Below are 12573 nucleotides of genomic sequence, written 5' to 3' on the forward strand. Positions count from 1 at the left end.
GAAGCTATTCGAAGGATTCGACGACGACGGTTCCACCGCCGCCGAGAAAGCTCGCGGCGCGCGCTTCGATCTCGCGAATCTGCGCATGCGCGTGGCCGCAGCCATAGCCGTATTTCTGCGCGACGCGCTCGCTCGCGTACTCGAGCGCGGCCTTGCTGGTTTCGATGAACTCGGCAACCGGATACGGATGCCGGAGCTTCAGGTTGTCGCGGATCGAACTCGAGGGCGAGTAGCAGAGCGTGGTCGACTGGTCGGGCCAGCGCACGCGGAAATGCATTTCAGGCATGGGCTTTCTCTTGGGTGCTTTGAACGCGGGGACCGCAGCCGATCAGCGCCTGCTGCGAAAAATCCCAGGCGATCGCGCGCGCATCGGCGCTGCGCAACTCGAGCCTGCGGCTGTCGTTGCATTCGCCGACGACGGCGCAGGCGAGGTCGCGTGCGCCAAAGCGCGCGAGGACGTCTTCGGCGTGCTTCGGCTTCACCGCGAGCACGAAGCCGAAGCTCGGAAACGCCGAGAGCAGCCAGCGTTGGGCGTCGGCCGCGAGCGGCTTCGGAATCGCCTCGATGTCGAGGCTCGCGCCGACTCCCGAGCATTCGAGCAGCATCATCGTGCTGCCGATCCAGCCGGCCTGGCTGATGTCCTTGGCGGCCTTGCAGAGGCCGGCTTCGGCGATCGCCGGCAGCAGTTCGAGATCGCCGCGCAGGCGTTCGGGCGGGGCGCCGGTCGTGCAGTTCCAGTGCGGGAACGGCTCGCGATAGGCGCCGCGCAGATCGACCGCCGCGAGCAGCAGGTCGCCGGGCTCGGCGTCGAAGCTCGTGAGCAGTTTGTTGGCGTGGCCGAGCACGGAGACCGCCAGATGGCCGCTGTCCGCGCGCGAGTTGCTGTGGCCACCGACGATCGGCACGCCGTAGCAGCGCGAGGCATCGGCCATGCCCTTGAGCAGCATCTGCATGGCCTCGTCGCCGCGGCTCCAGAGCGCGTCGACGACGGCGGTGGGCCTGCCGCCCATCGAGTAGATGTCCGACAGGTTGACCATGATGCCGCACCAGCCGGCGAACCAGGGATCGCGTTCGACGAAGCCCGGCAGGAAGCCTTCGATCGCGAACAGCGTATAGCCGCCGCTGGGGTTGGGGATGGCGGCGCAGTCGTCGCCGACCTGGATTTCGCTATGGGCGCCGAGGCTCAAGGTTTTGACGACGGCTTCGATGTCGCGTTTGTGGGCGAGGCCTTTGCTGTCGTGCAGGGTTTCGATGAGTGCGTGGAGGTTCATGGCGCGGGCTCCGCGCGGGTTTTGCTCGGCGCTGAGAGCTTTTGACCTCGCCGGTCGGGCCTTACTTCTTTTGCTCGTGCAAAAGAAGTAAGCAAGAAAAGCACGCCCCGAAGTCCGCGCCCGTTCGTCGCTTGCGACGAACGGGTCCCCGGCTGAAGCGACGTGCTCGGGGTCGCTTCGACGCGACGTCGTGTCGCGACGAAGCTCTGGCGGACATCCATGTCCGCCAGACCCGCTGCGCGCGCCGCCCCAGCCGGCGCTGCCAGGGGTTGAACGTCAAACGCTACTGGCTCGCTGCGCTTCGCTGCTGGTTTGTTGTCCTCTCTCCCGCGTGCGGGAGAGAGTCCCTGCGAAGCAGGGGAGAGAGGGGCTTTTGTTGTTGATCGAAGCCAAAGCAAAAGCCCCTCTCCCGGTCCTGACGGACCACCCTCTCCCGCACGCGGGAGAGGGGACTGCATAAACCAGCTGGGCTTCGCTTTTGCCGTTGGTTTTACCGGGTTCCCTTGTGACGCACCGAGCAGCGCAGCGCGCGCAGGGGACGGCGGGCAAGGATGTCCGCCGTGCTTCGTCGCGACAGGATGTCGCGTCGAAGCTATGCCCCGAGCACGTGAGCAGCGCAGGGGACTTTCGCGCAGCGAAAGTGCGTCACCAGGGGGTGCTTTCTCTTGGTTACTTCTCTTTGCACAAGCAAAGAGAAGTAACGCCCGACCGGCGAGGTCAAAACTCTCAGCGTCGCGCAGGCCAAATAGCGAAGCCACGACCATTGCCTAAGCCGCCTTCCGAGACGCGCTATAAAACCGCAGCTCAGTCTCAATCCGCGACGCATAAATCGCAGCCGCCAGATCCGCCTCCATCAACACATGCGGCCTGCCTTGCACGACCACCGCCTCCAGCGACCGCCAATGCAAGCGCTCGAACAGCCGCACGTTCTGCACCTGCACCGTCGCCAAGAATCGCGAACAACCCCGCGCATGCGCCGTGCTGACCGCATGAATGATCAGCTGGGTTCCGAGCCAGGCCGCGCCGCGATAATGCGCATGTACGGCCAGTCGCGATCCATACCACAAGCCATCATCGGAAGCGCGATGAATGCGCACCGTGCCGACCACGTCCTCGGCCATGCCGGCGACGCAGGCGATCGCCGCGATCGAAATCGCCCGCTCGTCGATCGCATCGCGATCATCGCCTTCGAACACCTGCTGCTCGGCGCAGAACACTGCGCGCCGCAGGGCGAGGCAGCCGCGCCGCTCCCAGCTGTTCTCGACGTGCTTGACGATGTATTCGCCCGGAATGAACGGCGTCGGCGCGATGTTCATGGGCTTATCTCTTCTCGTAGGCGGACAAGGACGAGCAGGCGCCGCAGCGTCCGCAACCGGCCTTGATGTCGGCCGACTTCAGGCCGCCCTCGACGAGCATGCGGCCGAGCGGTTCGACGATGGCCCGCATGAACATCGGATCGGGCGAAGGATGGTTTTCGAGCGGCGTGCCCGAGTTCGGAACGAAGGGCACCACGAACGGATAAACGCCGATCGCGATGAGCTGCGCGCACATCTCGAGTATCGCTTCGCGCGTGTCGCCGAGGCCCGCCAGAATGTAGGTGCTGACCTGGCCGCGACCGAACACTTTCACCGCGTCGACGAAGGCGGTCATGTACTGCTCGATCGTTACCGTGGCCTTGCCGGGCATGATGCGCTCGCGCACTTCGGGCGTGACCGCTTCGAGATGCATGCCCAGGCTGTCGACGCCGGCGGCTTTCAGGCGCGAGAACCAGATCGGGTCATCGGGCGGCTCGCATTGCGCCTGGATCGGCAGATCGACCGCCGCTTTCACGGCGAACGCGGACTCGCACAAAATCTCGGCGCCGCGATCGGTGAAGTTCGGCGTGCCGGTGGTCATCACCATGTGCTTGACGCCGTCGAGTTCGACCGCGGCTTTCGCCACTTCGGCGAGTTGCTCGGGCGTCTTGCGATTGATCGTGCGGCCGTTGGCGAGCGATTCGCCGATCGAGCAGAACTGGCAGCTCGTGCTGCGGCGTCCGTAGCGGATGCAGGTCTGCAGCACGGTGGTCGCGAGCACGTCGTGGCCGTGCAGCTGCGCGATCTTGCCGTACGAAATGCCGTCCGCGGTTTGCAGCCTGGTGAATTTCGGTTGCTTCGGAAAGCTGATCGTTGCGAGCTTGCCGCCGTCGCGATGCAGGCGCACGCGGCCTTCGGCATCGGGCGCATCGGCATAGAACGGCGATGCCGCCGCTGCGCCCGTATGCACCGGAATCATCACCGTGTGGCCGTCGATGGTCACGGCCTTGTGATCGGACGGCCCTGCGCCGCCGCGACGGCTCGGCGCGCCGGCATCGAGATCGGCGAGTCGCAAGCCTTTCGACTGCAACTCGGTGATCAGTTCATTGATCGATGCGCCGATCGATGCCTCGATCGGTTCTGCGTCGAGCTGCAACGAGGCAGCAGCGTCATTCGGCAGCGGACGGTTCATCGCTCGTGCTCCGTGGCAGCGAAAGGGAATCGGATGAGGACAGGTGCAGCGGTGCGGCGGCGCGTGCATCGAGGTTCAGCGACAGCAACTCCGGTCGCGCGTAGTGGCCGACCGAATCCATCATGCGTTTGCGCTTGGTGACCAGCGCCATGTCGAGCGTGGCCACGACCATGCCTTCGCCTTCGCGCAGGGGCTCGACCACGTGCTTGCCTTCGGGCGAAATCACCGCGCTGTAGCAGCCGCCGCGCATCGCCTTCTGCAAAGCGGGATCGGGCGTGATCTGCGCGATCTGCTGTTCGCTCAGCCAGCCCGTCGCATTGACGACGAAGCAGCCCGATTCGAGCGCGTGATGGCGCATGGTCACTTCCATCTGATCGGCGAAGATCGGGCCGACCAGCGAGCCGGGAAACTGCGAGCAATGGATTTGCTCGTGCTGCGTCATCAGCGCGTAGCGCGCGAGCGGGTTGTAGTGCTCCCAGCAGGCGAGCGCACCGACGCGGCCGACGGCGGTGTCGACGACCTTGAGGCCCGAGCCGTCGCCCATGCCCCAGACCATGCGCTCGTGATACGTCGGCGTGATCTTGCGACGCTTGAGCACCAGCGTGCCGTCGGCGTCGAAGATCAGCTGCGTGTTGTAGAGCGTGCCGTGATCGCGCTCGTTGACGCCGAGCACGACCACGGCCTTGTGCTTGCGTGCCGCAGCCGCCACCGCATCGGTGGCCGCGCTCGGCACCGTCACCGCCTCTTCGTAAAGCTTCAAATGCGCCGGGCCCATCTGCACGGCCGGCGTGATGAACGAAAAGTACGGGTAGTACGGCACCACGGTTTCGGGAAACACGATCAGCGTCGCGCCGCGTTCGGCGGCTTGCGCGATCGCATCGCAAACCTTGGCGATGGTGCCTTCGCGGCTGCCGAGCACGGGCGACAGCTGCACGGCGGCGACGGTGACGGAAGCGGGCGTGGACATATCGGCGGCTCGCGTTGAGCAGGAGCGCTTAGAGCGTCCAGGTATCGAGAATGAAAGCGCCGGCCTTGCGATGCAGCAGGACCAGGTCGAGCACGTCGAGCGGATTGATCGGGCGAATGCCCGGCTGCAGTGAAGGCTCGCCGTGGCCGTAGAGCGCCTGCAGTGCGAAGCGGCAGGCGTAGACCTTGCCGCCTTCGTCCATGAAGGCCTTGAGCTGGTTGTTGAAGTTCTGGTGGCCCGGAAACGCTTCGTCGCCGATCTTCGGAAAGCCGCGCTGCACGCCGAGCGTGACGCCGGGGCCGTAGAGCAGCACCGAGGTTTCGAAGCCCTTGCGCTGCAGCCGCTTGGCCTGCAGCAGGTTGACGAGGCCGATGGAGCCTTCGAAGGCGACGGTGTGAAACGTGATCAGCGCCTTTTCGCCGGGGTCGGCTTTGACGTCGGGGAACACCTTTTCTTCGTAATCGACGAAGAAATCGCCTTTCTCGTGAGCGGGCCTGTTGACTGCGGGCATGACGGTCTCCGGTGGGTTTGATGGACCGTCGCGTGATGCGCCGGCCGATTGCTGCACCGGAACAAGGGCAACCGATGTGCCATTGATCGCACGATCAATGACTGCGGGATGCGATCAATGGGAGACATCGCGGACGCGGCTGAAAAAATTTTTTGCGCTGATTTTTGAGGACCGGAAGTGTTGCGCGTTGATCGCATGCGGGCATCGCTACGAGCGCTGAAACGCCGAGCGAGCAACTGCGCTCCGGCAGTGCCTGGATGACCCGTGATGGAGCAATCGGGCACCGAAATTGATCGCATCAAAATGCGATCAAAAAGCAACACTTTGCGCTTGCGCGAGGCTATAGTGCGATCAAGCACCCACGCCTCACCCTCACCAAAAAATGTCCAACGAAGTCAGCCGCTGGTCCGCGCACATCCGCGCGAGCGACAAGCCCGCCTATCTCGCCATCGCCGATGCGCTCGCCGAGGACATCCAGTCCGGCAAGCTCGCGGCTAATCAACGCCTGCCGACGCTGCGCGTGCTCGCCGGCGCGCTCAAGCTCAATTTCACGACGGTGGCGCGCGGCTATGCCGAGGCCCAGCAGCGCGGGCTCATCGATACGCGCGCGGGCAGCGGCACCTTCGTGCGCGAAACCGTGCGCAGCGGACCGGTGCGACGCGCCACGTCGAACGTGCTCGTCGACATGACCATGAACATGCCGCCCGAGCCGCAGGACCGCGCGCTGCTCGCGCGGCTGCGCGAGGGCATGAGCTCGCTCTGGAACGAGGCCGACGCCTACGCGCTGCTGCGCTACCAGGAATTCGGCGGCCACTTCGACGACCGCGAGGCCGGCGCGCACTGGCTCGCGCCGAACGTGCCGGGCATCAACGGTTCGCGCGTGCTGGTCTGTCCGGGCGTGCAGGGCGCCTTGTTCGCGCTGTTCACCGTGCTCGCGCGGCCCGGCGACGGCATCGCCTGCGAGGCCGTGACCTATCCGGGCATCAAGGGGCTCGCGGCCCAGCTCGGCATCCGCCTGATCGGCCTGCCGACCGACGACGAGGGCATCGACCCGGAAGCCTTCGGCGCGCTGTGCGCCTCCGATCTGCCGAAGGCGCTCTACGTGAATCCGACCTTCAACAATCCGACCACGGCGACGATGTCGCAGGAGCGCCGCGAGGCGATCGCCGAGATCGCGCGGCGCTACAGCGTGCCGATCATCGAGGACGATCCCTACGGCATGCTGCCTTCGAAAACGCCGGTCTCGCTCGCCGCGCTCGCGCCCGAGCTCACGTTCTACGTCACCGGCTTTGCGAAGTGTCTCGGCGCGGGTCTGCGCATCGGCTACGTGACCTTGCCGAACGCGCGCTACGCCGCGCGTGTCGCGGCGGCGATGCGCACGACCACGGTCATGGCCTCGTCGTTCATGGTCAAGCTCGCGACGCGCTGGATCGGCGACGGCACCGTGCAGGCGGCGACGGCTGCGATTCGCGAGGAATCCAGGCTGCGCCAGCAGCTGGCGCGCGAGGTGCTGCGCCAGGCGCGCTATCGCTCGCAGCCCGAGGCCTTCCACCTGTGGCTCGAGGTGCCCGAGCCGTGGACGCGCATCGAGTTCGCCACGCATCTGCGCGCGCATGGTGTCGGCGTGGTGGTGTCGGATACGTTCACGGTGACCGGGCCCGCGCCCGAGGCCGTGCGCGTCTGCCTCGGCGGACCGGCGAGCCGCGAGGAGTGCCGACACACGCTCGAAATCATCGAGGACGCCATCGAGCAGTCGCCGGCGATGGCCTCGCGCGTGCTGTGATGACGGCGACGCGCGTGATCGTCTGCATGGGCGTTTCGGGCAGCGGCAAGAGCACGCTCGGGCGCCTGCTCGCCGAGCGGCTCGGCTGGCGTTTCGTCGAAGGCGATGAGCTGCACACGCCGGGCAATCTCGCCAAGCTCGGCGCCGGCGTGGCGCTCAGCGACGAGGATCGCGCGCCATGGCTCGCGGCGGTCGCGAGCGTCATCGACGCCTGCGTCGCCGACGCGGAATCGGCCGTGGTGAGCTGCTCGGCGCTGCGGCGGCGCTATCGTGATCGCATCCGCGGCGCGCACGCGCGGGTCGGCTTCATCCATCTGCATGCGGACGAGGCGCTGCTGCGCGAGCGGCTCACGCGGCGGCGCGATCACTTCATGGCGGTGTCGCTGCTACGCAGCCAGTTCGAAACCCTGGAGCCTCCGCAGCCCGACGAGCCGGCGCTGAGCCTCGACGTCGGCGCGCAGCCACTTGCGGCGCTCGTCGATCGGGCCGAGCACTGGGTGCGCGGTCTCGAGCCAGGCCTCAAAATCGGCGAATGACTCCGCCTCGCTACGACTGCCGCTTCACTGAATCCGTCTCCACCGGGCCCCGCGCATGAGCCGGCGACCGCTCGGCAAGCTGCGCATCATTGGCGGCCAGTGGCGCAGCCGCATCGTCGAATTCGCCGACGGTGACGGCGTGCGGCCGACGCCCGATCGCGTGCGGCAGACGCTGTACGACTGGCTCGCCCCGCACATCGAAGGCGCCGAGGTGCTCGACCTGTTCGCCGGCTCGGGCGCGCTCGGGCTCGAGGCGCTGTCGCGCGGCGCGGCCTTCGTGAGCTTCTGCGAGCGCGGCGCCGAACAGGCGCAGGCGATCCGCGAGGCGCTCAAAAAGCTCGGCGCGACCAATGCCCAGGTGCGGCAGGACGAGGCGCTCGCGCTGCTGGCCCGCGAAACCAAGCAATACGATCTCGTGCTGCTCGATCCACCGTACGCGAGCGATCTGCTGCCGCAGGCGCTGGCCCTGCTGCCGCCCCGGCTCAAGGCGCACAACCGCGTCTACCTCGAATGGCCGCGCGGCAAGCCGCCGCAGCTTGCCGCGGGCTGGAGCCTGCTGCGCGAGAAGCAGGCCGGGCAGGTCTGCTTCGGGCTCGCGAGCTGGAGCGCGCCGGCCGCCGATCCGGTGCCCGGCGAGGGCGCTCGGGTAGACTGGCCGCCCGACCCCGTGGAGACCGAACGGTGAACAGCCTGCCGCCCATCGTCGCGGCCTACAGCGGCACCTTCGATCCGGTGACGCTGGGCCACAGCGACATCATCCATCGCGCCGCGCGCATGTTTCCGCGCCTGATCGTCGCCGTGGGCCACAACGTCGCCAAGAACCCGCGCTTCTCGCTCGAAGAGCGCGTGGCGCTGATCCAGCAGGTGGCGTCCGACCTGCCGAACGTCGAGGTCAAGGGCTTCTCGGGCTTGGTGGTCGATTTCGCGCGCGACAACGGCGTCAACGTGCTCGTGCGCGGCGTGCGCACGGTGGTCGACGTCGATTACGAAAAGCAGATGGCGGTCATGAACCGCGACCTGTATCCGCAGCTCGACACCGTGATGCTGACGCCGGCGCCCGAATACGCGCACCTGTCGTCGAGCCTCGTGCGCGAGCTCGCGAGCCTCGGCGCCCCGGTCGAGAAGCTGGTGCCGAAGGCCGTCATCAAGCCGTTGCTCGAGCGCTTCGGCCGGCCTGCCAATTGATGCGGCTGATGGATGCGCGAGCGGTTTTCCTGAAGTGAAGACGCTGCTGAATCGCCTGCCGGTCGACGGCTTCGTGCTGCTGATGATCGGCACCGTGGTGCTCGCCGCGCTGGCGCCGTGGATCGGCGCGAGCGACGGTCCGCTGCATCTGGATGTGGTGACCGAATTCGGCGTCGCGCTGGTGTTCTTCTTCGCGGGCGCCGGGCTGTCGTTCGCGAACCTCAAAGCCGGCGTGACGAACTGGCGGCTGCACCTGCTCGTGCAGCTGTCGACCTTCGGCGTGTTCCCGGCCATCGGCATCGCCTTCATGCTGCTTGGCCGCGGCTGGCTGCCCGAAGGCCTGCTCGCCGGCTTCTTCTACCTGTGCGCGCTGCCGTCGACGATCTCGACCTCGATCGCGATGACGACGCTCGCGCGCGGCAATGTTTCGGGCGCCATCTTCAACGCCACGCTGTCGAGCCTGCTCGGCATGGTCATCACGCCGCTGCTCGTGAACCTGTTCCTGCACGTGGGTGGCGACGGCGGCGCGTCGGGCGGCTCGATGCTCGAGCAGTTCACCAGGATCGCGACGCAGCTGTTCCTGCCGCTGGTGCTCGGGCAGGTCGCGCGGCGCTGGATCGGCGGCTGGGTCGCGCGCAACAAGGCGCTCGTGAGCAAGTCGGACCGGCTCGTGATCCTGCTGATCGTCTATTCGGCGTTCTGCGATTCGACGCAGGCCGGCATCTGGTCGCAGTACGGGGCGATCACCTTGCTGCAGACCGGCGTGCTCGCGCTGATCCTGCTCGCGCTCGCGCTGAGCGCGACGACCTTCGCCGCGCGGCGCTTCGGTTTTTCGAGGGAAGACGAAATCGCCGGCGTGTTCTGCGGATCGAAGAAGAGCCTCGCGGTCGGCGTGCCGATGGCCAAGCTGCTCATGGGCGATACGCCGCTCGGGCTCATCGTGCTGCCGCTCATGTTCTATCACCAGCTGCAGCTGATGGTCTGCACGGTGATGGCCCAGCGCTACGCGGCACGTTCGTTGCAAAACGCCAGCGGCGTTCCGGCGCGCTAGGACCGGATCATGTCGCTCAAGATCACCGACGAGTGCATCAACTGCGATGTCTGCGAGCCCGTCTGCCCGAACCAGGCGATCTACCAGGGCATCGAGATCTACGAGATCGATCCGACGCTGTGCACCGAATGCGTCGGCCATTTCGACGTACCGCAGTGCCAGCGCGTGTGCCCGGTGAACTGCATTCCGCTCGATCCCGAGCACCAAGAGACGCGAGAGCAGCTGCTCGACAAGTATCAGCGGCTCGTCGCCTTGGCCAAGCCCGAGGCCGGCGACGACTCGCCATCCAACGGAGAAGAATCATGAAGCGCTTCGACACGAGACGGATCTTCGTGCTGACGCTGTGGCTGTTGTTGCCGCTGTCGGTGCACGCCGCCGACAAGCCCGCCACCAAGCCCAAGGCATACGCCGTCGCGAGCGCGCATCCGCTGGCGACCGAGGCCGGGCTCGAAGTGCTCGCCGCAGGCGGCAATGCCTTCGACGCGGCGGTCGCGGTCAGTGCCGCGATCGCGGTGGTCGAGCCGACCGGCTCGGGCATCGGCGGCGGCGGTTTCTGGCTGCTGCATCGCGCGGTCGACGATTTCGAAACCTTCGTCGACGGCCGCGAAACCGCGCCACTCGCGGCGACCGCGACGATGTACCAGGACGCCTCGGGCAAGGCCATCGACAAGCTCTCGCGCGACGGCGCGCTGGCCGCCGCGATTCCGGGCGAGCCGGCCGCGCTCGAACATCTCGCCAAGACCTACGGCAAGCTGCCGCTGGCCCGATCGCTCGCGCCCGCGATTCGCTATGCGCGCGAGGGTTTCGCCTGCGACGACAAGCTCGCCGATGCTTTCGGCAACAGCTGGAAGCGCCTGTCGCCAGCCGCCAGGGCGACCTTCGCGGTCGACGGCCAACCGCCGAAAACCGGCGACCTGCTGCGTCAGCCCGAACTCGCGCTCACCTTGGAGCGCCTCGCCGCCCAAGGTCGCGACGGTTTCTACAAGGGCGAGACCGCGCGTTTGTTGCTGGCCGGCGTGAAGGCCGAGCGCGGGCTCTGGACCGACGAGGATCTGCAGCGCTACGCGGTGGTCGAGCGCAAGCCGGTCGAGCTGCATTTCCGCGATTACCGCATCGTCACCTCGCCGCCGCCCTCGGCCGGCGGCATCACGCTCGGCGAAGTGCTGCAGCAGCTCGAGCTGCTCGACTTCAAGGGGCTCAGCAAGGGCGGCGTCACCGCCAAGCACCAGCTCGTCGAAACCCTGCGCCGCGGCTATCGCGATCGCGCGGCTTACCTCGGCGATCCGGATTTCGTGCAAGTGCCGACGGCCGAGCTGCTGTCGCGCAGCTACGCGCGCGAACTCGCTTCGAGCGTGACGCCGAACAAGGCCACGCCGAGCAGCGCATTGCCGCCCGCCAATCCATACAAGGAAGGCGACAACACCACGCATTTCTCGATCCTCGACGCCGAGGGCAATCGGGTGGCGGCGACGCTGTCGATCAACCTCTCGTTCGGTTCGGGCTACATGCCGCCCGGCACCGGCGTGTTCCTCAACGACGAGATGGACGACTTCGCAGCCAGCGAGACCGCGAGCAACGCCTACGGCCTGATCGGCTCCAAGGCCAACCTCGTCGCGCCCGGCAAGCGCCCGCTGTCGTCGATGACGCCGACCTTCGTCGAAGGCCCGCGTGGCCTGCTCGTGCTCGGCACGCCGGGCGGCAGCCGCATCATCACGATGGTGCTGCTCGGCCTGCTCGACTGGATCGACGGCGGCTCGGCGGCCCATCTGGTGGCGCTGCCGCGCATTCACCATCAATATCTGCCCGACGTTGTCGAGTTCGAGCCCAATGCCTTGAGTGCCGAAGAGCAGCAGGCGCTGCGCGGCATGGGCTACACGCTCAAGCAGTCGCGGACCTACGGCAACCTGCAGGCGGTGAGCTGGGATCCGAAGAGCGGCGTCGTCGACGCCGCCTCGGACCCGCGGGCGGTCGGGCAGGCGAAGGTGGTTCCGGCGCGTTGATTTTTTGCCTTCTCCCTCCGGGAGAAGGTGCCCCGCAGGGGCGGATGAGGGATGCGCCGTGATAGCCCAGCTTGGCTATTCGCTGAGAGCCCCTCACCCCATCCCCTCTCCCGGCGGGAGAGGGGTTTTCAACATCGAGGGAGTGCTGCATGTCACAGGCTTTGGAATGGTTGCGGCTCGGCGGTCCGACCATGGTGGTGTTGCTGCTGCTGTCGGTGGCCACCGTCACGATCGTGCTCGTCAAGCTCTGGGAGTTCTGGGACCAGCGCATCTGGGACACGCGCTTCGTCCAGCGCGTGCTCGATTCCTGGCAGCGCGGATTCGCCGACCAGGCGCTGTCCGCGATCGCGGCTTCGCCGTCTCCGCTGGCCGAGGTCATGCGCGAGGCGATCTCGCTGCGCGTCGACAACACGCTCAGCGAGGCCCAGGCGCGCGAGCGCATCGAGAGCTTCGCGGCGCAGCGCCTCGATTCGCTGCGCAGCCTGCTGCGCCCGCTCGAAGTGATCTCGCAGATGGCCCCGCTGCTTGGCCTGCTCGGCACCGTCGCCGGCATGATCCAGGCGTTCCAGCAGCTGCAGGCGGCCGGTGACCGCGTGAGCCCGGCGATCCTGTCGGGCGGCTTGTGGGAGGCGCTGCTGACCACTGCGGGCGGCCTGGCGATCGCCATCCTCGCGCTCGCCGCGTTCAACTTTCTCGAACGCCAAGTCGAGCGCGTGCAATTGCGCATGGAATCCGTGCTCACGCAATTGCTGACCTCCGGTCCGGCGCTGCGCGGCGGCTGA

At 67.0% G+C, this 12573-nt stretch carries 14 protein-coding genes; 8 read left to right on the forward strand and 6 right to left on the reverse strand.

Features of this window, described 5'->3' with window-relative positions:
- Positions 1–4 precede the first annotated feature (4 nt).
- From AC3WUM_RS00830 to AC3WUM_RS00855, 6 genes are all read right to left on the reverse strand, one after another.
- The gene (locus AC3WUM_RS00830) at positions 5–286 is read right to left on the reverse strand and encodes an MSMEG_0570 family nitrogen starvation response protein (RefSeq protein WP_492408184.1); all 282 of its coding nucleotides are present in this window, start codon (positions 284–286) and stop codon (positions 5–7) included.
- The gene (locus tag AC3WUM_RS00835; protein ID WP_492408186.1) at positions 279–1271 is read right to left on the reverse strand and encodes a sll0787 family AIR synthase-like protein; all 993 of its coding nucleotides are present in this window, start codon (positions 1269–1271) and stop codon (positions 279–281) included. The genes AC3WUM_RS00830 and AC3WUM_RS00835 overlap by 8 nt, the downstream gene beginning before the upstream one ends.
- 767 nt (positions 1272–2038) lie before the next feature.
- On the reverse strand, positions 2039–2587 hold the full coding sequence (locus AC3WUM_RS00840; RefSeq protein ID WP_492408187.1) for an MSMEG_0567/Sll0786 family nitrogen starvation N-acetyltransferase: 549 nt from the start codon (positions 2585–2587) through the stop codon (positions 2039–2041).
- Between the two features lie 4 nt (positions 2588–2591).
- On the reverse strand, positions 2592–3665 hold the full coding sequence (locus AC3WUM_RS00845) for an MSMEG_0568 family radical SAM protein (RefSeq protein WP_421794229.1): 1074 nt from the start codon (positions 3663–3665) through the stop codon (positions 2592–2594).
- Between the two features lie 70 nt (positions 3666–3735).
- Positions 3736–4725, reverse strand: coding sequence for a Nit6803 family nitrilase (locus tag AC3WUM_RS00850; protein WP_492408188.1), 990 nt, complete (start codon positions 4723–4725; stop codon positions 3736–3738).
- A gap of 28 nt (positions 4726–4753) precedes the next feature.
- Complete coding sequence (locus AC3WUM_RS00855) at positions 4754–5236, reverse strand: MSMEG_0572/Sll0783 family nitrogen starvation response protein (protein WP_492408189.1); 483 nt, start codon at positions 5234–5236, stop codon at positions 4754–4756.
- Positions 5237–5618: 382 nt separating this feature from the next.
- On the opposite strand from AC3WUM_RS00855, the gene AC3WUM_RS00860 reads away from it, so the two are divergent.
- The 8 genes from AC3WUM_RS00860 (at position 5619) to AC3WUM_RS00895 (ending at position 12573) form a co-directional block, all read left to right on the forward strand.
- On the forward strand, positions 5619–7019 hold the full coding sequence (locus AC3WUM_RS00860; protein ID WP_492408190.1) for an aminotransferase-like domain-containing protein: 1401 nt from the start codon (positions 5619–5621) through the stop codon (positions 7017–7019).
- Entirely contained in the window at positions 7019–7555 is a 537-nt protein-coding gene (locus tag AC3WUM_RS00865) for a gluconokinase (RefSeq protein WP_492408191.1), read from the forward strand. The genes AC3WUM_RS00860 and AC3WUM_RS00865 overlap by 1 nt, the downstream gene beginning before the upstream one ends.
- 55 nt (positions 7556–7610) lie before the next feature.
- Positions 7611–8240 (forward strand): 16S rRNA (guanine(966)-N(2))-methyltransferase RsmD, encoded by a 630-nt coding sequence (rsmD, locus tag AC3WUM_RS00870; protein ID WP_492408192.1) that lies wholly within the window; start codon positions 7611–7613, stop codon positions 8238–8240.
- Positions 8237–8740 (forward strand): pantetheine-phosphate adenylyltransferase, encoded by a 504-nt coding sequence (gene coaD / locus AC3WUM_RS00875; protein WP_411888013.1) that lies wholly within the window; start codon positions 8237–8239, stop codon positions 8738–8740. Before rsmD ends, coaD begins: the two co-directional genes overlap by 4 nt.
- A gap of 34 nt (positions 8741–8774) precedes the next feature.
- Entirely contained in the window at positions 8775–9791 is a 1017-nt protein-coding gene (locus tag AC3WUM_RS00880) for a bile acid:sodium symporter family protein (RefSeq protein ID WP_492408193.1), read from the forward strand.
- A 9-nt stretch (positions 9792–9800) separates the two neighbouring features.
- Positions 9801–10097: a YfhL family 4Fe-4S dicluster ferredoxin gene (locus tag AC3WUM_RS00885; RefSeq protein ID WP_492408194.1), complete on the forward strand. Its 297-nt coding sequence runs from the start codon at positions 9801–9803 to the stop codon at positions 10095–10097.
- Positions 10094–11791, forward strand: coding sequence for a gamma-glutamyltransferase (ggt, locus tag AC3WUM_RS00890; RefSeq protein WP_492408196.1), 1698 nt, complete (start codon positions 10094–10096; stop codon positions 11789–11791). The genes AC3WUM_RS00885 and ggt overlap by 4 nt, the downstream gene beginning before the upstream one ends.
- A 149-nt stretch (positions 11792–11940) precedes the next feature.
- On the forward strand, positions 11941–12573 hold the full coding sequence (locus AC3WUM_RS00895; RefSeq protein WP_492408197.1) for a MotA/TolQ/ExbB proton channel family protein: 633 nt from the start codon (positions 11941–11943) through the stop codon (positions 12571–12573).

This window comes from Hydrocarboniphaga sp. FW305-C-57 (genome assembly GCF_058783045.1).